The sequence below is a fragment of the Phascolarctobacterium succinatutens genome, assembly GCF_958453765.1.
Classification (GTDB): domain Bacteria; phylum Bacillota; class Negativicutes; order Acidaminococcales; family Acidaminococcaceae; genus Phascolarctobacterium_A; species Phascolarctobacterium_A succinatutens_B.
Map to the genome: position 1 here is coordinate 1 of NZ_CAUDZA010000035.1, position 21602 is coordinate 21602.

General features: G+C 46.3%; 20 protein-coding genes and 1 riboswitch. Of the genes, 18 read left to right on the plus strand and 2 right to left on the minus strand.

What is annotated here, in order from left to right; all coding sequences use genetic code 11:
* Positions 1–167: 167 nt before the first annotated feature.
* Positions 168–578, minus strand: coding sequence for an ExbD/TolR family protein (locus Q7Q81_RS10350; protein WP_009144651.1), 411 nt, complete (start codon positions 576–578; stop codon positions 168–170).
* Positions 578–1195 carry a MotA/TolQ/ExbB proton channel family protein gene (locus Q7Q81_RS10355; RefSeq protein ID WP_293809930.1) on the minus strand — a complete coding sequence of 206 codons (618 nt, stop codon included), beginning with the start codon at positions 1193–1195 and terminating at the stop codon, positions 578–580. The genes Q7Q81_RS10350 and Q7Q81_RS10355 overlap by 1 nt, the downstream gene beginning before the upstream one ends.
* Before the next feature lie 390 nt (positions 1196–1585).
* Here Q7Q81_RS10355 and Q7Q81_RS10360 point away from each other — a divergent pair, with 390 nt between their 5' ends.
* From Q7Q81_RS10360 to Q7Q81_RS10445, 18 genes are all read left to right on the plus strand, one after another.
* Positions 1586–2971: an ATP-binding protein gene (locus Q7Q81_RS10360; protein ID WP_304275905.1), complete on the plus strand. Its 1386-nt coding sequence runs from the start codon at positions 1586–1588 to the stop codon at positions 2969–2971.
* Positions 2972–3267: 296 nt separating this feature from the next.
* Positions 3268–3437, plus strand: a riboswitch (cobalamin riboswitch).
* 178 nt (positions 3438–3615) lie between these two features.
* Positions 3616–5115 carry a nitrogenase component 1 gene (locus Q7Q81_RS10365; protein ID WP_304275907.1) on the plus strand — a complete coding sequence of 500 codons (1500 nt, stop codon included), beginning with the start codon at positions 3616–3618 and terminating at the stop codon, positions 5113–5115.
* Complete coding sequence (locus Q7Q81_RS10370) at positions 5115–6332, plus strand: nitrogenase component 1 (RefSeq protein WP_304275910.1); 1218 nt, start codon at positions 5115–5117, stop codon at positions 6330–6332. Before Q7Q81_RS10365 ends, Q7Q81_RS10370 begins: the two co-directional genes overlap by 1 nt.
* Positions 6325–7152, plus strand: a complete 828-nt coding sequence (locus Q7Q81_RS10375) for a radical SAM protein (protein WP_304275913.1) — start codon at positions 6325–6327, stop codon at positions 7150–7152. Before Q7Q81_RS10370 ends, Q7Q81_RS10375 begins: the two co-directional genes overlap by 8 nt.
* A 138-nt stretch (positions 7153–7290) precedes the next feature.
* Entirely contained in the window at positions 7291–8031 is a 741-nt protein-coding gene (locus tag Q7Q81_RS10380) for a sulfite exporter TauE/SafE family protein (protein ID WP_304275915.1), read from the plus strand.
* Between the two features lie 522 nt (positions 8032–8553).
* The gene (gene aroF, locus Q7Q81_RS10385; RefSeq protein ID WP_021720530.1) at positions 8554–9567 is read left to right on the plus strand and encodes a 3-deoxy-7-phosphoheptulonate synthase; all 1014 of its coding nucleotides are present in this window, start codon (positions 8554–8556) and stop codon (positions 9565–9567) included.
* Positions 9568–9678: 111 nt separating this feature from the next.
* The gene (gene aroF / locus Q7Q81_RS10390) at positions 9679–10692 is read left to right on the plus strand and encodes a 3-deoxy-7-phosphoheptulonate synthase (RefSeq protein WP_293809964.1); all 1014 of its coding nucleotides are present in this window, start codon (positions 9679–9681) and stop codon (positions 10690–10692) included.
* 30 nt (positions 10693–10722) lie between these two features.
* Positions 10723–11607, plus strand: coding sequence for a prephenate dehydrogenase (locus Q7Q81_RS10395; protein WP_304275917.1), 885 nt, complete (start codon positions 10723–10725; stop codon positions 11605–11607).
* Positions 11607–12671 (plus strand): 3-dehydroquinate synthase, encoded by a 1065-nt coding sequence (gene aroB / locus Q7Q81_RS10400; protein ID WP_304275920.1) that lies wholly within the window; start codon positions 11607–11609, stop codon positions 12669–12671. Before Q7Q81_RS10395 ends, aroB begins: the two co-directional genes overlap by 1 nt.
* 6 nt (positions 12672–12677) lie before the next feature.
* Positions 12678–13979 carry a 3-phosphoshikimate 1-carboxyvinyltransferase gene (gene aroA, locus Q7Q81_RS10405; protein ID WP_304275924.1) on the plus strand — a complete coding sequence of 434 codons (1302 nt, stop codon included), beginning with the start codon at positions 12678–12680 and terminating at the stop codon, positions 13977–13979.
* Complete coding sequence (gene aroC / locus Q7Q81_RS10410; protein WP_304275927.1) at positions 13976–15070, plus strand: chorismate synthase; 1095 nt, start codon at positions 13976–13978, stop codon at positions 15068–15070. Before aroA ends, aroC begins: the two co-directional genes overlap by 4 nt.
* Position 15071: 1 nt before the next feature.
* Positions 15072–16190 (plus strand): prephenate dehydratase, encoded by a 1119-nt coding sequence (pheA, locus tag Q7Q81_RS10415; protein WP_304275930.1) that lies wholly within the window; start codon positions 15072–15074, stop codon positions 16188–16190.
* Between the two features lie 5 nt (positions 16191–16195).
* Positions 16196–17011: a shikimate dehydrogenase gene (aroE, locus tag Q7Q81_RS10420; protein ID WP_304275932.1), complete on the plus strand. Its 816-nt coding sequence runs from the start codon at positions 16196–16198 to the stop codon at positions 17009–17011.
* On the plus strand, positions 17008–17508 hold the full coding sequence (locus Q7Q81_RS10425; protein WP_304275934.1) for a shikimate kinase: 501 nt from the start codon (positions 17008–17010) through the stop codon (positions 17506–17508). Before aroE ends, Q7Q81_RS10425 begins: the two co-directional genes overlap by 4 nt.
* Positions 17509–17510: 2 nt before the next feature.
* Complete coding sequence (aroQ, locus tag Q7Q81_RS10430) at positions 17511–17948, plus strand: type II 3-dehydroquinate dehydratase (RefSeq protein WP_009144674.1); 438 nt, start codon at positions 17511–17513, stop codon at positions 17946–17948.
* 156 nt (positions 17949–18104) lie between these two features.
* Positions 18105–19802: an FAD-dependent oxidoreductase gene (locus Q7Q81_RS10435; RefSeq protein ID WP_304275937.1), complete on the plus strand. Its 1698-nt coding sequence runs from the start codon at positions 18105–18107 to the stop codon at positions 19800–19802.
* A 35-nt stretch (positions 19803–19837) separates the two neighbouring features.
* Positions 19838–20278 carry a C-GCAxxG-C-C family protein gene (locus tag Q7Q81_RS10440; protein WP_304275939.1) on the plus strand — a complete coding sequence of 147 codons (441 nt, stop codon included), beginning with the start codon at positions 19838–19840 and terminating at the stop codon, positions 20276–20278.
* A gap of 389 nt (positions 20279–20667) precedes the next feature.
* Positions 20668–21602: PDDEXK nuclease domain-containing protein (locus Q7Q81_RS10445; RefSeq protein WP_304275941.1), on the plus strand; the 935-nt coding region annotated here is incomplete at its 3' end.

Sequence of the window (21602 nt, forward strand, 5' to 3'; positions counted from 1 at the left end):
GTTGCCGCCACCGCCGCCGCCGCCGCCAAACAGTGATACCTCTACGATATCGTTAGCAGGCGGATGCGATAAATTAAACAGTCCGACGAAGCTTACGAAAAGTAAGATAAAAATATGTGTTACGATAGAACCGATAAAGCCGATTCTACTGCGTTGACCAGAATTCATTATTTACCAGCTCCATCCGTTGCCAAACCAAAGCGGGTAATACCTGCGCCTTTAAGTTTATCAATAAGTTCAATAACACGACCGTAATCAACATCCTTGTCTGCTCTGATAACAATAGCAAAACGAGGATTATTTTTTTGCTCGATTGAGGATTGGGTTATTAAAGATTGGATATCTGTCGGCGCATCGCCAAGATAAAGAGAGCCGTCATTTTTCAGGGATACAGCGAAGGTTGTTGTTGTATCCGTAGCAGCATGTGCTGCCTGCGGCAGTTTAACGGGAATTGTTTTCAGGTCGATCATGTACATGGTGCTGAGCATGAAGAATACCAGCAGGAAGAACATGATATCGATCATAGGGATAATAATAAGCTCCGGTGTTTTTCTGTCACGTACATTGCGCAGCTGCATTATTTACCACTCCTTGTTTCTGCTTCGAGAAGAGCACTGAAGCATTGCTCCATGTCGGTAATCATATTATCCATACGATGGGCAAAATATGAGTGAGCACACAAGGAAAGAATAGCTACGCAAAGACCTGTAGCGGTAGCGATAAGTGCTTCGCCGATACCGCCGGTAATAGCGATAGGAGCGCCGGATTCCAGATTGAAGATACTGAAGGCGCCGATCATACCAACGATGGTACCGAGCAGGCCCAGCAGCGGGGACATAGTAACGATAATAGCAAGGTAGTCCAGTTTATTTTTCAGTTTAGCAATGAAAATACCTGCCTGACTTTCCAAAAATGCTTTTTGTTGTTCTCTGCCTTCGGTGATTTTAGCTGCATCAGCAACGATTTTAGCGCATTCGCCGTTGGTTGCTTCTGCTAATTGAAAAGCTTCTTCTCTTTCGTCAGCTCGCAAAAGTTCGCAATACTTAGCGGCAAAGGGCTGACCGCTGTCTTCTGTCTTGTAGAACAGAAAACGCTCAATAGCGATTGCAATTACTGCGATTGAGCAGAAAAGCAGCGGCCACATAACGAGACCGCCTTTGTGAAAATACATGATTGTTTGTTGAATTGCTTCCATGAATTGCCTCCTAAAAATACTCATCAAAAAATTTTTGGCAGTAGCAACTGCCGAAGTTAGTTGTAAAATATTACAAGCTGAACTGTGTTAATTTATAGTATATATTATCAATATGTAAAATGCAAGAGGCTAGTGAATTTAATTCTCTAAGAGTGTTCAAAATGTAACAGTGTTGACTTGCAGGTAGCAGAAAAATAAAAGCGAGGCATTTCTTTATGTAGAAATTAATTGGAAAAGGCATAGAATAATTTGGAAATTCAAAGCATATCTTTAGTTTTTCCGGAGTTTTTCTCATTCATCCGCCTATCTCTTGCAGCCTTCCTTATAATGGTATATAATTTATCTAATCAAGATTATACAAATCACGATTAGATAAATGAGGTGAGTAAGATGTTCATCGGTCGCGAGGAAGAACTGAATTTTTTAGAGGACAGATATAATAGTGCAGACGGTCAGCTTGTAGTGCTTTACGGCAGAAGGCGTGTAGGTAAAACAGAGCTGCTGCGTCAATTTTGCGAACACAAAGAGCATGTTTTTTATACTTGCACAGAAATCATAGATGAAAAACAGCTTGAAGCATTTAGCCAGAGAGTTTTGGAAAAAAATAAACAGGCGGCAAAATATATTACACGCTTCAGTGATTGGGAGCAGGCCTTGCTCAGTATAACAGAACTGGCAAAAGAGAAAAAAATAGTAGTTGTTATTGACGAATTCCCCTATATGGTAAAAGGTAATAATGCTATTTCTTCTATTTTGCAAAAGCTGTGGGATGAGGTTTTAAAGCAGTCTAATGTAATGCTGATTTTATGCGGCAGTGCAATGTCGTTTATAGAAAAAGAAGTCTTAGCAGAGAAAAATCCGCTTTATGGACGTGCTACAGGAATTTTAAAAATGCAGGCAATGGATTTTTATTCTGCACAACAGTTTTTTCCTAATTACAGCATAGAAGACAAAATTACTGCTTATGCAATTTTGGGCGGTATTCCGCATTATCTAAAGCAGTTTTCCGATAAATATTCTTTGGATGAAAATATTGTACGTAATATTTTAAGCAGAGGCAGTGTGCTTTACAGCGAAGTAGAGTTTCTTATGCGTCAGGAGCTGCGTGAGACAAGCGTTTATAATGCAGTAATTGAAGCAGTTGCTTTAGGCAATACACAATTAAATGATATTCATCAAAAAACGCAGATTGATAAAAGCAAGCTGAGCGTATATTTGAAAAATCTTTTGGAATTGGGAATTTTGTGCAGAGAGTTTTCTGTGGATGCCAATATTAAGGAGCAAGCTAATACACAGAGAGGCTTATATAAGGTTACCGACAATTTCTTCGGGTTTTGGTATGCCTTTGTTTTCCCTAATTTATCTGAGCTGGAATCAGGCGATGCAGGAGGGGTTTATCAATATGTTGTCAAGCCTGAGCTGGAGCGTTTTACATCGTATGTATTTGAAGATGTTTGCCAGCAATATTTGCGTAAGCAGAACAGAAAACACAGTTTACCGTTTTATTTTACCAAGATTGGCCGCTGGTGGAACAAGACTGATGAAATAGATATTATGGCAGTTGATTACAGGCAAACACAAATACTTTTGGGTGAGTGCAAATATAAGCATAGGCCGGTAGACGTAAAAGACTTGAAGCACTTTTTAGGCAAAAAAGTAGCGCAGGATAAGAGTTTATATTATTATTTCTTTTCCAAAGCCGGGTATACAGAGCAGGCGGTTGCTTATGCGGCAGAAAAGGGAATAAAGTTAATTTGCTTGGATGATTTAGTGTAGGTGTAAGAGAAGTCATAAAATATTTCCAGTGCTTTATGGATTTTTGGCGGAATGGCTTTGCGACAGAGTCTTGCATATAGAGCAAGGGCAATTAAAGTAATTTATCTAATCCAGATTATAAAAATCACGATTAGATAAATATTTTGAAAACATGCAACGCCGGAACCTTCAAAGTTTTTACTTTGAACTTTCCGGTATTCTTGATTTCCCTTAACTGGCTGTTTTATTGACAGAAAATCAAAGATGTGTTATAATTCTGACAAATAAAATGTAACAAATATAACATTAAAAACAAAAATGCTTGAACTATCAGGTGTCGAAAGACTTAATAAGTAAGCAGGTGTGAAACCTGCGCTGTCACGCAGCTGTAAAGTTGAGCAAGCCTTAATTATGTCACTGGGAAACCGGGAAGGCGAGGCTTGCGAGGAAACTGAGCCAGAAGAATTGCCTGAAGAAGTTAACGGGAGTGTACTGCGAGCGACAGGAGACTGCTAGAGGAATAAGTGCGTCTTTCTGTAATTTTGCAGGAAGGCGTTTTTTCTTGCCGGAAAAAATGCGTAAGATAAATTTCCTATGTTATGTTTGAGCAATGTTAATTTCTTGACTTCTGAAAATAAGTAAGTCATATATTGGAGTTGATGAGTATGAACCAATATTATCAGGATAACATGCTTTTTGGCATGAATCCTTCCAGTTATCTGCATCGCTACGCCGTTAACGGCAAGGTGTCGGGAAATCTTGCCTGCATCAGCGAAATCAAAAATGCTGCCGTTGTCTTATACAGTCCGCGCGGCTGCGGCTTTCATTACCGCTGTCATGTGCGCAGCGGCCAAAGCCCGGTTTATGAGCTGGAATGTGCGGATTTGCGCAACAATGATGTAATTTTCGGCGGCGAGCAAAAGCTGACGGCTTTATTGCAAAAGGTAGAGCGTGAGCAGCAGCCGGAGATTATTTTTCTGCTGCCTTCCGTGGTGTCGGATATTATTAATGATGATTTGGCAGGCTTGGCCTGCAGCCTGCAGCCGCAGTTTAAAGCAAAGCTTGTGCCGATTACGTCACAGGTTTTTTCGCATATGGACAAGAGCAACGGCCGCAAGGTTTTGCGTGAAAAGGCTTGCCAAAAGCAGAAGCAAAAGTTTTCTTCCAGTGCGGTCTATCCCGGCTGCGGTTATGTAGAGGTGATGGATGCGCTGGTTGAGCAAGTTATGGAGCCTCAAAGCGTACAGCCGCTGAGTGTAAATATCGAAGCATTTGTCTGGGGTTATAACGGCGAGGATAAGCTGCAGGGTATGAGCGAGATGCTGCAGAAAATGGGGATTACCGTAAATGCTTATCTGCCTGCCGCTGATTTGCAGACAATCAAAAGGGCTCCGCGGGCAGCGCTGAATATAGTACGTCGCAAGAAGTGGGCATTGGCGATGGAGCAACGCTTGGGCACGCCGTTTCTGCATGTTGCTGATATGCAGGAGTGGCATGGCATTGAAGGAATCAGTGATTTATACAGGCAAATAGGAAAAATGCTTGGCTGCGAGGATGCTGTTGAACACGTTTTGCAGGAAGAATATGAACGGGTTGCCGCCCGGTATCAGGAGCTGCGTGCGGAATTTGCCAAGTATAAGTTTTGCCTGATTGCGCATGGTATTGCATATTTGCCGGATGCGCTGCGTGTTTATCAGCAGGATTATGGTCTGCCGATTACGAAAATATGCATTATCATGAATCCCTCTTACCAGGCGGAAACCGGTTTGGATGATGCAATGATGCAGAGATTTAAGGACAGAATTGAGCTTGCCAAAGCAGAGTATGGCTGTGATGCGGAAATTTTATTGGAGCCTTCGGAGGATGCTTTGCGTGAAGCTGCGCAGAGCTGTGACTTTGTTATCTGCAACGGTCATCCGCGCTATGCTGCTTTGGATGTTCCCGTGCTTTATAATTTGTTTGACCGTTCGGTGTGGAATTATCAGGGCTTTGTGGATATTATGGAAGAGGTTTGGCAGATGCTGCAACAACCGCAGCGTACAGGCAGCAGTCTTTTGCTGAGCAAACTGGCCTATGACCCGGTATTTTATCCGATGCGCGAGGCTGATAAAGACAGTAAAGCATCACGCGAACTGTATAGCAGAGTATGGAGGCAGAGAAAATAATGAAACCATTAAGTAGCTGTGCGTTGTTTGGTGCTGTGCGTGCTCTTGGCGGTATTAAGGATGCCTTAATACTGCAGCATTCTGTTGTCGGCTGTCAGTGGGGCAGCCTGGCATTCAGATATGCAGGCAAGCCTTATGATGTACGTCAGGCCTCTGATGTTATCTATGATGAAGATGTTGTTAATGGCGGTGAGAAGGTCTTGCGCAAGGCTTTGCAGGAAGCGGAGCGTATTTTTGCGCATTGCGGTGCGGTATTTGTAGTCAGCGGCTGCGTGCCGAATATGATCGGCGATGATGTGGACGGTATTTTGGATACTACCAAAGGCTCGCAAAAATTATTGCATGTAAAAGCGCCGGGATACGCAGGTAATATCGACAGCGGTGCAGAAACAGCTTATTTAGCGTTGCTGCCCTTGCTCCAACCTGCGGAGAAAAAAGAAGCTGCTACGATAAATATTTTTGGCATAATGAACGATGATCCTTATGCGGATAATGATTTAGCCGAGCTGAAGAAATTTTTGGGTTCCAAGGTGAGAGTTAACTGCGCGCTGCAGGATTGCAGCTTGCGCGATATTGCAGCAATGCCGCAGGCAGAGCTGAATATCTGCTTTGGCTACGGTGAGCCGTTGGCAAAAAAGATGCAGGAAAAATTTGGCGTGCCGTATATCAAATGCGCCTATCCTTATGGTGTGGCAGGCATGCAGAAGTTTTTGCGTCAATTAGGCGCAGCTTTGAAAATTGATTTTTCCGATGAGCTTGCTGAGCTGGAAGCTGCGGCTGAAAAGCTCGTTTATCGCTGTGCGGATTATCTGGTGAATTTGTATCAGATGCCGGTGGCTTTGGCTACGGACAAGGCACATTTAGCGGGCTTACAGAGCTTTTTTGCCGAAGAACTGGGCATGCGCGTTGTTATAGCAGAGGACACTGCGGAATTTAGCTTGGATAAAATGGCAGAGGCTGCAGCAAAGCACAAGCCTGTATTGTTTTGCGGTTCTTCGTTCTTAAAGAATTTGGCTGATAAATATCAGGTGCCGTTAGTGCGCTGTGCTTATCCTGCCTTTGACCGGTTGTGCTTTACCGATAATACGCTTGTAGGAGTGCGTGGTGCTGCCTTGCTCATTGAGCAGATTGTTAACGGTGCCTTGCAGCAGCAATATAAAACAGATGGCCGATATGCCGGCTTGCGTGAAAGTGTTTGTGAGGTAAATCATGAGTGAGCTTGAAACACATCCCTGTTTTACAGCTAAATGCAGCGATTACGCCCGTATTCATCTGCCTGTGGCACCTAAATGCAATATGCAGTGCAACTATTGCCTGCGCAAATACAGCTGTGTGAATGAAAGCCGTCCCGGCGTCGTGGCAAGGGTTATGGTACCGGAGGATGCAGTCGACTGGTATCTGCAGATGAAGGACAAGGTGCCGAAGCTGACGGTAGCAGGCATTGCCGGGCCCGGCGATGCGCTGGCCAACTGGCCGGCGGTCAGCAGAACGCTGAGCATGATTCGTGAGGTTGATAAGGATGTTTTCTTCTGCCTTTCGACTAATGGCCTTTATCTGCCGAAGTATGCCAAGGAAATTGCGGCTTTAGGTGTTGATTATGTTACGGTGACGGTGAATGCGATTACCAGCAACACTGGCGCGCATATTTACAGCTTTATCAATGATGACGGCAAAAAATATGTCGGTGAAGAGGCTGCTGCGCTGCTGTTGGAAAGACAGATAGAAGGCCTGCAGCTGCTTGGCGAATACGGCGTGAAGGTGAAGATAAATACGGTAGCAATCCCCGGCGTGAATATCCAAGAAATCCCGGCGATTGCCAGACGTATGGCCTTACTGGGAGCGAAGCTGCAGAATATTTTACCGATGCTTCCGGTGGAGGGAACCGGCTTTGCGCATCTTGCGGAGCCTGCGGCCGAAGAAATTATGCAGCTGCGTAATGTTTGCAAGCAGTGGATGCCGCAGATGCAGCATTGTAACCGCTGTCGTGCAGATGCTGTGGGCGCTTTGACTAATCCCTGTGTTTTAGAAGAAAGCTGAAATAGAAAATCCGTGTAAACAGAAGCTTGACTTTGGTTTGCACGGATTTTTGGCTTTAATATGATATTTAATTTGACGGCATATTCTGCACTTGCTACAATTAAATTTATAATAGCTTATTTGTTGAGGGAGAAGCTAATGGATTGTACTGCGATTATTTTGACAATAGGTATTATTTTTGCCGCGTCGTTTTTTTCTACTGTTTCCGGCTTTGGCTTCGCTTTGGTGGCTATGCCTGTGCTTACTTTGGTGATGTCGGTAAAAGCGGCGGTTATTTTTGTACTGCTGTTGAATTTGGTTTTGCGGGCGATTACTATGTACAGAGTGCGCAACGGCTTTGATAAAGAAACCGTTATTTTGACGACATTGGGAAGTATCATGGGCATGCTTCCCGGAAGCTGGGTACTGAAGGTGCTGCCTGCGGCACAGCTGGAGGTGTTTTTGGGAGCAGTGCTTGTGGCTGCCACAGTTTTGCTTAGCCTGCAATGTACGTTGCCGATAAGAAATAAAACATACGGACGTTTTGGTGCGGGAATATTGAGCGGTTTTTTCGGCGCATCTACCAGCGTCAGCGGACCGCCGCTGGTTTTATATTTTCTTAACGAAAAGCTGCCGAAGGATGTTATGCGGGCTAACATGATCTGGTTCTTTGGCTTAAGCGGCTTTTTGACGGTGTTGGTAAATTATTTTTATGGCAATGTCAGCGGTACTGTTGATTGGAGTTTGCTGCTGTATACTATACCGGTGATGCTATTGGCTATCTGGTTGGGAGAAAAATTTTTCTATCGCCTGAATCAGCATCTGTTCCGTAAGCTGGCGTTGACGGTGGTGCTTATAGGCGCGCTGATGCTGCTGTGGAGCGGGTGGCAGAATTTATAAGTAAACTTTAAAATATTGCTGTCTTATGAATCAGCAGTAAAATTTTGTGTTAATGCTTTGAAGATAGTGTTATTACTGTAACCTAGTTTACAATAATAGTGCGATAAGATAAAAAATAAATAAAATTTAGCTCTTTCCTTGACGTTTGCGGAGCAGTAGGAGTAAAATAACCTCAATCGCTGATTGCGGCGATAAATTTTGAAGCATAAGGAAATGCTGAAGTTGTTGCAGGTGAAAATGATGGAATCTAAAATGATGAACACTGCAATTGAATATGGTTTTTATTACGCACCGGTATTTAACTATTATTTTAGCACCGGTTATTTTGCATGGGAAAAATCATATAGCAGTAATCATCGTATTGGAGACTATAAATAGTGTTTGCGAGCGCAGTGCTTGCAATTAAGATTTAGCTTTTACAGCAGGCTCTTTTACGGGAGCCTGCTTTTTTTGTAGCATGGTAGCTTATAGCAGTAGGGTAAATTAAATGACAAGGGTGTCAGAACGAAGGGGAGACAGTTTATGGTAATAGTATTCAAGCCGGGAGCGCCGGAGGAAAATAAAGCGAAGATGCGCAGCAATTTGGAAAGCAAGGGCTTCCAAATTAACGAAATCAATGGTGTCAACATGACCATCTTCGGTATCATCGGCGATACGAGCACACTTGATATCAATATGCTGCGTATTGATGATGCGGTAGACAAGGTAATGCGTGTGCAGGAACCGTTCAAGCGAGCCAACCGCATGTTCCATCCGCAGGATTCCGTGATTAATGTCGGCGGTGTTGAAATCGGTGGACGCAAGATTCAGGTTATCGCAGGTCCGTGCTCCGTAGAAACGCAGGAGCAGGTTACGGATATTGCCAAGTCCATCAAACTTGGCGGCGCCTCAATGCTTCGCGGCGGCGCCTTTAAGCCCCGCACCTCACCGTATTCCTTCCAAGGCTTGAAGGAGGTTGGCCTGGATTATTTAAAGGGTGCCAAAAAGGAAACAGGCCTGCCGATTGTAACAGAAATCATGTCACCGTATATGATAGAGCGCTTTGTAGAGGATGTAGATTTGATTCAGGTTGGCGCTCGCAACATGCAGAACTTTGAATTGCTGAAGGAATTAGGCAAAACCAATAAGCCGATTCTTTTGAAGCGTGGTCTGGCAGCAACGATTGAGGAATGGCTGATGGCAGCGGAATATATCATGAGCGAAGGCAACGAAAATGTTATCCTTTGCGAACGCGGTATCCGCACTTTTGAAACATATACGCGCAACACATTGGATGTAAGCGCAATTCCCGCTGTGAAAAAGCTCAGCCATCTGCCGGTAGTAGTTGACCCGAGCCATGCAGCAGGACTGTGGTGGATGGTAGAGCCTTTGGCGAAGGCTGCTGTAGCAGTCGGTGCCGACGGACTTTTGATTGAAGTCCACAACAATCCGGAAGCAGCGCTCTGTGACGGCGCGCAGTCCTTAAGACCTGAACGCTTCGCCAGACTGATGGGCGAGCTGAAGGGCATTGCCAGAATTGTTGGCAGAGATATGTAAGTCAAGGCATTATCCCTTAGCAATATAAAAAAAGCGTAAGGGTTTGTAATAACTCCTGATCTGGGAGTAGTATTGTAGCATTGTAGATTAGATTAAAGGAGAGATTTTATCATGATTATCGTATTCAAACAAAATGCAACTGTTGAGGAAAAAACTAAGCTGAAAAACCAATTGGAAAGCAAGGGCTTTCAGATTCATGCCAGTGATGGCGTAAATGCTTCACTGTTTGGTGTTGTTGGTGATACCAGCGCGTTGGATATCAACCTTTTGCGTGTTGTCGAGGGTGTAGAAAAGGTAATGCGTGTGCAGGAGCCTTTCAAACGTGCGAACCGCATGTTCCATCCAGATGACAGCATTATAGATGTTGCAGGCAGAAAGTTCGGTGGCAAAAAGCTGCAGGTTATTGCAGGTCCATGTTCCGTTGAAACTCAGGAGCAGGTTACGGAAATTGCCAAGGATGTTAAGGCTGCAGGCGCTACGCTGATGCGTGGCGGTGCCTTCAAACCCCGCACCTCTCCGTACTCCTTTCAGGGTTTAAAGGAAAAAGGCCTGGATTTCCTGAAAAATGCCAGAGCAGCAACCGGCCTGCCGATTGTTACGGAAATCATGTCACCTTACATGGTGGAACGCTTTGTTGAAGACGTTGACCTGATTCAGGTCGGCGCCCGCAATATGCAGAACTTCGATTTGCTGAAGGAATTGGGCAAAACCAATAAGCCTATTCTGTTGAAGCGTGGTCTGGCAGCAACGATTGAGGAATGGCTGATGGCAGCGGAATACATTATGAGCGAAGGCAACGAAAATGTTATCCTTTGCGAACGCGGTATCCGTACCTTTGAAACCTACACCCGCAATACGCTTGATGTAAGTGCTATTCCTGCAGTAAAAAGACTCAGTCATCTGCCGGTAGTAGTTGACCCGAGCCATGCAGCAGGCATGTGGTGGATGGTAGAACCACTGGCTAAAGCAGCAGTTGCAGTTGGCGCAGACGGCCTTTTGATTGAAGTACATAACGATCCGGAAGCAGCATGGTGTGATGGTGCCCAATCCTTGAAACCGGACCGTTTTGCTAAGCTGATGGGCGACCTCAGAGGCATTGCGAACATTGTCGGCAGAGAGTTATAATAGTAGTATGGCAGATTAGGAGTGATTTTTTTGGAAGCTGATTTTGGTGGCGAAAATAGAAGTACAATGTGGCAGGAGCTCAGCTTTGCTATCGTTGGCTTGGGGCTGATTGGCGGCTCCTATGCCAAAGCATTGCGCAAGTTGGGCGTTAAGCAGATTATCGGTATAGAGCGTGATGCAGCAACATTGCAGGAAGCGAAGCAGCAGGGGTTGGTTGATATTGGCATGACTGAGCCTGATAACCGACTTAAGGAGGCCAACGTAATTATCTGCGCTATTTATCCTGAAGCAATCGTGGGCTTTATAGCTGCAAACGTTGATTTCTTTAATGAAAGAGTTTTGCTGACTGATGTTGCAGGTATAAAAAACGATATGATCAGCAGAGGGCAGGCACTTTTAAAGGATGGCATGGAATTTATTTCCGGCCATCCGATGGCCGGGCGTCAGGGCAGCGGCTTGGGCATGAGTGATGCGCATATTTTTCAGAATGCTAATTACATCATCGTGCCGGAAAAGCATAACACACAGGCTGCAATCAGCTGGCTGGAGCAATTTGCTCTGGCCCTTGGCTGCAAGCATACGGTGCAGGTAACACCGGCGCAGCATGATGCAACTATTGCCTATACCAGCAATTTGCCACATGTTACTGCGGTAGCGCTCATGGACAGCGCTTCCTTTGATGATAAAACCAAGTACTTCGTCGCCGGCAGCTTCCGAGATGGCACTCGTGTAGCAGATATCAATCCGGAATTATGGTGTAATCTTTTCCTTGCCAACAGGGAAAAGGTTGCGGATGAAATAGACAGATATATGGAGCAGCTGGCGCTGTGGCGCGACGCTCTGCGCAGTGATGACGGCGAAAAGCTGAAGGAGCTGATGCGCAAGGCGGGAGCACGGAGAAGGGAGCTTTTTTAATGAAGAAAATTCATGTTGCATTAGGCGCTCATGCCTATGATATTGAAATAGCCGCCGGCCTGCTGCCGCAGGTCGGCTCTAAGGTTGCAGCTTTGCTGCCGAAGGCGCGCAAGGCTGCAATTATCAGCGATACAAATGTTGCACCGTTATATGCAGCAAAATTACAGGCTAGCCTCGAAGAGGCTGGCCTTGTTGTGCATAAGGTGGTAATTGAAGCCGGTGAGCAAAGCAAGAACATGCAGGTGCTCAGTGATGTATTGGAGCAGCTTGCTGCAGCAGGGCTTACGCGCACTGACGTTGTGCTGACGCTTGGCGGCGGTGTTGTCGGTGATTTGGGCGGCTTTGCCGCTGCCAGCTTTATGCGTGGCATTGCCTTTGTGCAGATACCAACATCACTGCTGGCGCAGATTGACAGCAGCGTGGGTGGCAAGGTAGCTGTAGATTTAAAGGCCGGAAAAAATCTTGCCGGTGCTTTTTATCAGCCGAAGGCTGTATTTATCGACACAGATTTACTGGCAACGCTTTCTACACGCTTTTTGCATGATGGTTTGGCTGAAGCGATTAAATACGGCTGCATTAAGGATGCAGCGCTTTTTGAAAAAATTGTCGGCTATGCCGATGATGCGGAGCTGTTGGCAGATATTGACAGCGTGGTTGCTACTTGTTGTGCTATCAAAGCACGCATTGTAGAGCAGGATGAATTTGATACGGGACTCAGAATGCTGCTGAACTTCGGACATACCTTGGGACATGCGGTAGAGCAGCATTTCGGCTACAGCAGCTTCACGCACGGCGAGGGCGTGGCGATTGGCATGTATCAGCTGACAAAGCGCACCGAAGAGCTGGGAATGACAGCCAAAGGCAGCGCCGAGCGTATTAAGAGCGTACTTGAAAAGTACAATTTACCGTTGACTGCGGGCGTAGAAAAAGCGCAGCTACTTGATACAATGGCAAGAGATAAGAAAAAGAACGGCAACAGCATTACCCTCATTATTTTGCAGCAGATAGGCGAGGGCGTACTGCAGAAAGTTGATTGGCAGGAAGTGCCAAAGTATTTGGGGTGAGGCTAAATGGAAAAGGTTAAAATTTATCCTGCAAAATTGGCAGGAACGGTGCAGGTTCCGTCATCTAAAAGCATGGGACACAGAGAAATCATCTGTGCAGGTTTGGCAGGTGGCACCAGTATTGTTGATAATATAAGCATGTCCAAGGATATTGAAGCAACGATGCGCGTTCTGCGTGCTATGAATGTGAGCGTGGACGAAATCCCCAGCATGATAGAGGGACGTAAGGCTTTGCAGATTACAGGAACAGGTCATCCAATTGCGGCGGCAGATAATGTTGACTGCGGTGAATCCGGTTCTACCTTGCGCTTTTTCATTCCTTTGGGAGCAAATCTTGGCTGTCCGCTGACCTTTATCGGTCACGGAAAGCTGGTATCGCGTCCTTTGCAGGCGTATTACGATATTTTGGATAAGCAGTTTGTGCAATATTTTAATGATAACGGCAATCTGCCGTTGACGGTTAACGGTCACCTGATGCCTGGTAAATTTGAGCTGCCGGGAGATGTCAGCAGTCAGTTTGTCAGCGGTCTGCTTTTTGCTTTACCGTTATTAAAGGGCGACTCCGAAATTATTATTACTTCACCGTTGGAATCTGCTTCTTATGTAGATATGACACTGAACTGTTTGGCTAAGTACGGTGTTAAAGTAGAAAATGTAGATGGTGCACATCGTCATTATCTTGTACCCGGCAAGCAGCATTTCAAGGCACAGGACAGCAAGGTTGAGGGCGATTGGTCGCAGGCAGCCTTTTGGACTGTCGGCGGTGCTTTGGGCGCAGGCATTACGGCAAGCGGTGTTGACTTTGCTTCGCTGCAGGGTGATAAGGCTGTGGTAGAAATTATGCAGCGCATGGGTGCTGATATTGCTAAAAATGCCGACAGCGTAACCGTAAACAGCGGTGCAACGCAGGCAACGATAATAGATGCTTCTGACTGCCCTGATATTATTCCTGTGCTTACCGTGCTGGCAGCAGTCAGTGAGGGAACAACGAAGATTATCAATGCAGGACGCCTGCGTATCAAGGAATGCGACAGACTGGCGGCTATGACGAGTGAATTAAATAAAATGGGTGCGGCAATTACGGAAGAGCCGGAAGGCCTGACGATTATTGGCAAGCCTGAGGGTCTGCGAGGCGGTGTAGAGGTAGCTGCCTGGAACGATCATCGTATTGCCATGAGCCTGGCAATTGCTGCACAATGCTGTGCGGAACCTATTATATTAACCGGTGCAGGCAGTGTAAGCAAGTCTTATCCTGACTTCTGGCAGGATTACAAGAGCGTAGGCGGAAAAATTGAGGTGCTGGCATGAGCGGAATTTTTGGCATGAATATAAAAATGGCGATATACGGCGAATCGCACGGCAAATCCATCGGCGTAGTGCTGGATGGACTGCCGCCGGGACTGGCACTGGATGAAGCAACGATTGCTGCCGAAATGGCGCGTCGTGCTCCCGGACAGAATGCGTTGAGCACGGCACGCAAGGAAAGCGATACGGTAGAAATCCAAAGCGGCTTCTTCAATGGCTTTACGACAGGTACGCCGTTGTGCGCACGTATCATCAACAGCGACCAGCATTCCAAGGATTACAGCATTCTCGCCGATAAGATGCGCCCCGGTCATGCAGATTACGCAGGGCATGTGCGTTATCAGGGCTTTAATGATTATCGCGGCGGAGGCCATTTTTCCGGTCGACTGACGGCACCGCTCGTTTTTGCCGGTGCTGTGGCCAAGCAGGCGTTGGCGCAATATGGTATTATTGTCGGTTCGCATATTCTGCAGATTAACGATGTTAAAGAAGAACGCTTCAATCCTATGGGTGTAAGTGATAAAGCATTAGCTGAGCTGCATGCGAAAAAGTTTGCTGTTATGGATGACGCTGTCGGCGCAAAAATGCAGGAGCGCATTTTGCAGGCCAAGAGTGAGCTTAACAGTGTGGGCGGCGTAATTGAAGCTATCGCACTGCATTTGCCTGCGGGCATCGGCGCACCGTATTTTGATTCCGTGGAGAGCATGCTGAGCCATGCGCTGTTTTCCGTACCTGCCGTTAAGGGCGTAGAATTTGGCGACGGCTTTGGCTTTGCCGGCCTGACGGGTGCTGAAGCAAATGATGCTTTGCATTACGTTGACGGCAAGGTGCAGGCGCTGACGAACCATAACGGCGGCATTACCGGCGGTATTACCAATGGCATGCCGTTGGTAGTACGCGTAGCCATTAAGCCTACGCCGTCGATTGCGCGCGAGCAGCGGACTGTGAGCCTTAAGGAGCAGGCAGATACAACGCTGGCAATTGTAGGAAGGCATGATCCCTGTATTGTGCAGCGTGCTGTGCCTGTTATCGAAGCTGTGGTAGCGTGGACGCTGTGGGATTTACTTTTAGAAGCGAAGAAATGGGAGAAATAAGATGCAGGAGCTTGATTTAGAAAAAATCCGCCAAGAAATAGATAAGGTTGACCAGCAGCTGGCAGACGTATTGGAAAGCCGTTTGCACCTGGTAATGCAGGTGGCTGCCTATAAAAAATCCAAAGGCCTGCCTGTTAAGGACAAAAACCGTGAAGCTAAGGTTATCGAAAAGGTTGCAGGCTTTTTGGAGAACAAGGAATATTCCGTGGCTGTGAAAAATATTATGCGCGGTATTATCGACCAAGCCTGCCTGTTGGAAGAAACCGCGCTGTCGGAAGCAAACGACAAAACCTATGAGGTTGCTTGCTTCGGTCTTGCAGGCTCCTTTACGCATCAGGCGTTAGAGGAATATTTTCATGGACGCCGCTACAATCGTCATCACTTCCAGACCTTTGAAGAGGTAATTTCCAGTATCAGCGACGGTACGATGGATTACGCTGTGCTGCCGATTGAAAATTCTTCGACCGGCGGTATTACCGAGGTATATGATTTGCTGCGCCAGTACGATTGCAGTATTGTAGGCGAGCAGTGCGTGAAGATAGAGCAAAACCTGTTAGGCTGCGAGGGTGCGTCGCTGAGTACGATTAAAACAGTGTATTCGCATCCGCAGGGCTTGAAGCAGTGCGCTGATTTCTTTCATGACTATCCGGATATAGAGCAGGTTCCTTATTTCAGTACATCCAAGAGTGCGGAGGAGGTTGCTGAAAAGCAGGATATAACCTTAGGCGCTATTGCCGGCAAGCAGGCAGCGGAGCTATATAATTTGAAGGTTATTGCACCGGCGATTAACAGCAACAGCAATAATTACACTCGCTTCGTTATTATCGCCAAAAAACCGGAAATCGTAGCAAATGCAAATAAGATTACGCTGATTGTGGCTGTGAAGCACGAAACAGGCTCACTGTATAAAATGCTTGCCAGCTTCTATCATATGGGCCTGAATATGCTGAATCTGGAATCACGACCGATTGTCGGCAAAACTTGGGAATACTTTTTCTACATTGATGTCACCGGTAATTTGGCAGACCCGCTGGTTATTGATGTGATGGAAGAAATAAAATCGAAGAGCACCTATTGCAAGGTTCTTGGCAATTATCGTGCTTACGAGCGAAAGGAATAAAATAGATGAAGCATTACGGACTTTTGGGCGGTAAGCTGGGACACAGCCTTTCACCGCAGATTCACGAGCTGTTTTTTAAGTATACAGGCATTGAGGGCGATTATACGCTGCTGGAAACTCCGCAGGAGGATTTGCCTAAGCGCATGGAGGAGCTGCGTGCCGACTATGCAGGCAGCAATGTTACCATTCCGCATAAGTTGCATGTAATGCCGTTTTTGGACAGCATTGCGCGTGAGGCTAAGGCTATCGGCGCTGTAAATACGATTAAATTTGATGAAAACGGTGCTGAAGGCTACAATACAGATTATTTTGGCTTTGGCAGAATGCTGGAATACAACAATATTGATGTGCGAGCTAAGCGTGTTGCGGTGTTGGGCACCGGCGGCGCTGCACGTGCAGTTGTCAAATATATGGTTGATAAGCGTGTAGGCAAGCTGTATCTGGTTACGCGTGATGTTGCGCATGTTGATAAGGATTTCCTCAAAATTGCGCCTAAGTGCAAGTTTATTGATTATGACGGCCTGGCAGCGCTGACAGGCGACGTGATTGTCAACTGCACACCTGTGGGCATGTATCCCAAGGTTAACGCAGCACCGGTTACGCCGGAGGAAATCAGCAATTTTGATGCTGCCGTTGATTTGATTTATAACCCTAAGCAGACTTTGTTCTTAAAGCAGGCTGCCGAGGCGAAAATGCAGACTGTCAACGGCCTGTTCATGCTTGTGGCGCAGGCAGTGGCTGCGCAGGAAATTTGGCAGGGCGAAAAATACGACAGTGAACTCATAGTCAAAATCATGCAGGATTTGGAGCAGAATATATGAAAAACATCGTGCTGATTGGTATGCCGGGCTGCGGCAAAAGCACCTTTGGTAAGCGCATGGCGAAACGCTTGCAGCTGCCGTTTTATGATGCCGACGCTGTCCTCGAAGAGCGTGAGCAGCGCACGATAAAGGACTTCTTCGCGGAAAGCGAAGATGCATTCCGCGCAGCGGAAACGCGCACGCTGGCGTATCTGGCGGAATGTGACGGAGCTGTTATCGCAACAGGCGGAGGTGCCGTAAAGCGTGCGGAAAACATGGAGCTGCTGAAGCGCGGCGGTGTTGTGGTTTTTATCGACCGCAAACCGGAAAACATCATCGGATGTATTGCCGGTGATGCGCGTCCGTTGCTTACTGCCGATAAGCAAAAGCTTTATACTTTATATAACGAGCGTATTGCGCTGTACCGCCGATATGCGGATTATACTATTGATAATAATGGCGATTTCGGCAGAGTTCTGCATGAGCTGCTGAATATTGCCGCTAAGCTGGAGGGATAAAGATGCGTAAAATTTTAGTTTTAAATGGTCCTAATATTAACATGCTGGGCATCCGTGAAAAAAATATCTACGGCCGTGATGATTATGACAGCCTGTGTGCTTACATCCGCTCGGCGGCCGACCGCCTTGGCGTAGAGGTGGAGCTGCTGCAGAGCAATTATGAGGGCGATATAGTTACCGCTATTCAGAATGCTTACGGTCATTTTGACGGCATTGTTATCAATCCGGCGGCGTTTACGCATTACAGCGTAGCAATTCTGGACGCATTGAAGGCAGTAAACATTCCTGCGATTGAGGTGCATATCAGCAACATCCATCAGCGTGAGGAGTTCCGCCATCATTCTGTAACGGTGGCAGGCTGCGTCGGCCAAATTTGCGGCCTGGGCTTTGCGGGTTACGCCTTGGCAATGGAAGCTCTGAGTGTGTATGAAGCAAAATAGTATATAATAATTTTTGTAAACAGTCTTCGTAGCTTTGCTTTCGGAGGCTGTTTTGTTATAATGGTTATAGAGTAATATTTGCTGACAGAAGCAGTTTGGACTGTTAAATTTTCATAATAGTAAGACAATGTTAAAATCATTCTTGGAGGTGACATTATGAGTAAACGTGTAGTAATCGTCGGCGGCGTAGCAGCCGGCATGAAAACAGCAGCGCGCTTGCGCAGACTTGATGCAGAAGCAGAGATTATCGTGCTGGAACGCGGACCGCAGCTGAGCTACGGTGCCTGCGGCTTCCCGTATTTTATCAGCGGTGAGGTCAAGAGTATGGACAGCTTTGACCATACACCACAGGGCGCTTTACGTGACAGCGGTTATTTTGCAGCTGTGAAGGGCGTAGATGCGCGCTGCGGCTGCAATGTGCAGAAAATAGACAGAATGCAAAAATGCGTGCATTATATGGAAAAGGGAGAGCTGAAACAGCTGTCTTATGACGTGCTGGTGTTGGCAACCGGCAGCACGCCGGTTAAGCTTCCCTTGCCTAATGCTGATGCCGCAGGTATTCACAGCTTCTGGTTTCCGTGGGATGTTGAAGCGGTAGATAAGGAAATTGCCGAAGGCGGCGTTAAGGATGTAGTTATCATCGGCGCAGGCTTTATCGGTCTGGAGCTGGCAGAAGCTTTTGTGCGCCGCGGTTTGCATACCAGCGTTCTGGAACAGCAGGACAGACTGCTGCCGCAGCTTCTTGATGAAGATATGGCAGCACTGCTGCTGCGTGATACAAAAAATCCGCTGCTCGATATTTATCTGGATGAAAGAGCAGGTGCCTTTACCGTAGAAAACGGTAAAGTTAGCGGAGTGCAGACAGATAAACGCGTAATCCCGGCACAGTTGGTTATCGTTGCCGTCGGCGTGCGTCCGAACGTGGAGCTGGCGCGTGAGGCCGGCCTTGTTATAGGTCCGAGCGGCTGTATTGCGGTTAACGAATACCTGCAGACAAGCGATGATGCAATTTATGCCGGAGGTGACTGTGCGGAAAATACTCATCGTGTCAGCGGAGCCAAAGTGTTTGTGCCTATGGGTTCTACCGCTAACAAGCATGGCCGCGTGATTGCGGATAATATCTGCGGAGCGCGGAAGCAATATCCCGGTGTCCTGGGAACTGCCGCATGTCGCTTCTTTGCGCAGGAAGCTGTGGCAACCGGTTTGAACGAGCGGACTGCGCGGCAGGCCGGTATTGATTTTGCAAGCGTAGTTGTACCAGGCTTCGATCGTTTGGGTTATATGCCGGGAGCAGGACGGATTGTGCTGAAGCTGTTGGCGGAAAAGAGCAGCGGACGCGTATTGGGTGCGCAGGCTGTCGGAGCGAGCGTAGCGAAGCGTATTGATACATTGGCGGCGGCAATTTCTTTAGGTGCAACGCTGGAGGATTTGTCCGGACTTGATCTGGCTTATGCTCCGCCGTTTAATACGCCGATTGAGAATATCGCAACGGCAGCCAATGTCCTGCAAAATAAACTTGACGGACAGCTGCGCAGCATTAATCCTGTAGACTTTGAAAAGAATCGTACGCAGGAGGATTATTTATTCGTTGATGTACGCACGCCGGCAGAGGTAGCAGCTAAGCGTATTGCCGACATTCCGTCGAGAGTAAATCTGCCGCTTGATACCTTGCGGACAGCGGATATCAGCAAGCTGGATAAAGAGCAGAAAATAGTAACAGCCTGCCAGATTGATTTGCGTGGCTACGAAGCGGAGGTTATTCTGCGCGTCCGTGGCTTCCAGGATGTTTACAGCCTGGAGGGAGGCATGAGCGGTTGGCCGTATGCAACGGAAAGCGATAACAACAAAAAGTAAGCATTTTAATATTGTTATACAAGGAGGAGAAAAGCATGAGTGAATTTAGTGAAAAAATGGGCATGGTAGCAGGCAATAATTTTAAGAGCGGTTATAACTGCTGCGAAGCGATTGTGCAAACCTTTCGCAAGGAGGCAGGCGTGAATATTGATGATAATGCTTTCCGTCTGTGCTCCGGCTTTGGCGGCGGCATTGGTCATGCGCGCGATTTGTGCGGTGCGATGGCAGGCTGTGTGATGGTCATCAGTACGCTTGCTGGCCGCAATCAGCCGAGCGATAAGCCATTGGCAGAAATTTATCCGTTAACGCTGGAATTTCATGAGCGCTTTGCTAAAGAATTCGGCTCCTGTGCCTGCGGTGATTTGATGCCCTATGAGTTTAATACGCGTGAGCATTTGAAAAATTGTCTGAAGCTGGTGAATAAGGTGGCTCAGTTGCTGGCTGTGTATCTGGAAGAAAAGGAACTGCTGAAGTAATAATGATAAGCTAAAAGGGACTGTAGCGTAAGTAAAGCTTGCTTGCGATGGCAGTCCCTTGGTTATTTTTTCTATGTGTGAGAATGCGTAAATAAGCTAAAAGCAATAATAAAAAATTGCGGAGCGCTTGTTGACGGCAAAAACTGTCCGTAAAAACGAATGAAAAATAATTGTAGTTTTTGCCGTCAACATGCTATACTGATATTAGAAATTTATTGAAAAATTTTTGCAGAAATGGATTAAGAAAAACGGTTATCTGACGGATACCTGCCTTGCTGTACAGATAGATATAAGGCATATCTTGATTATTTCAGGATTGAGTATTAAAGCATCTTCTATAGAGAAAATAATGATAAGAATTATGTGAAAGCGAGGCGATGAGTGTGCTAATGAATACGGCTGAGTATCTTTCCATTATTGAAAATATTAAGAGTGAAATTACTGCGGCACAATATCGTGCGGCAATTCATGTGAATGCAGATATGCTGCTTCTCTATTATGATATTGGTTGCGTAATCAATGAACATAAATCATGGGGAAACAAGTTTATTGATAACCTTGCAGCAGATATTCGGATTGCTTTTCCAGAAAGCAAAGGATATTCTGTTCGTAATTTGAAGTATATGGCAAAATTCGCAGAGATTTATCCAGACCGAGAATTTGTGCAACAGGTTGTTGCACAAATTCCATGGGGTCACAATATAGTTCTTCTGGATAAGGTCGCTGATATGGATGAACGTAAATGGTATATCAAAAAGTCAGCGAAAAACGGCTGGTCTCGAAATGTTCTTGTCCATCAGATTGAAAGCAACTTGTATCAGAGACAGGTGCTGGCAGATAAAGTTACAAATTTTGATCACCGCTTACCGTTTCCGCAAAGTGAACTTGCAGCGCAGACAATGAAAGATCCATATGTATTTGATTTTATTCCTTTCCGGGAGGATATGCTCGAACGGGATATTGAGCAGGCACTTGTTAGGGATGTCACAAAGCTCCTTCTGGAGCTTGGAACAGGGTTTGCTTTTCTGGGAAACCAGTATCACCTGAACGTAGGCGGCGATGATTTTTACATTGATTTGTTGTTCTATAACCTGAATCTTCGCTGTTATGTAGTTATCGAATTGAAAACCGGTGATTTCAAGCCGGAATATGCTGGTCAGCTAAACTTTTATCTGTCAGCCGTGGACGGCATTTTGAAAAAAGAGCAGGATAATCCGTCCATTGGTTTGCTTCTGTGCAAAAGCAAAAACAATGTGGTTGCAGAATATTCACTCAAGGATATTTCAAAGCCGATTGGTGTAAGCGAATACAAAATAACCAGTAG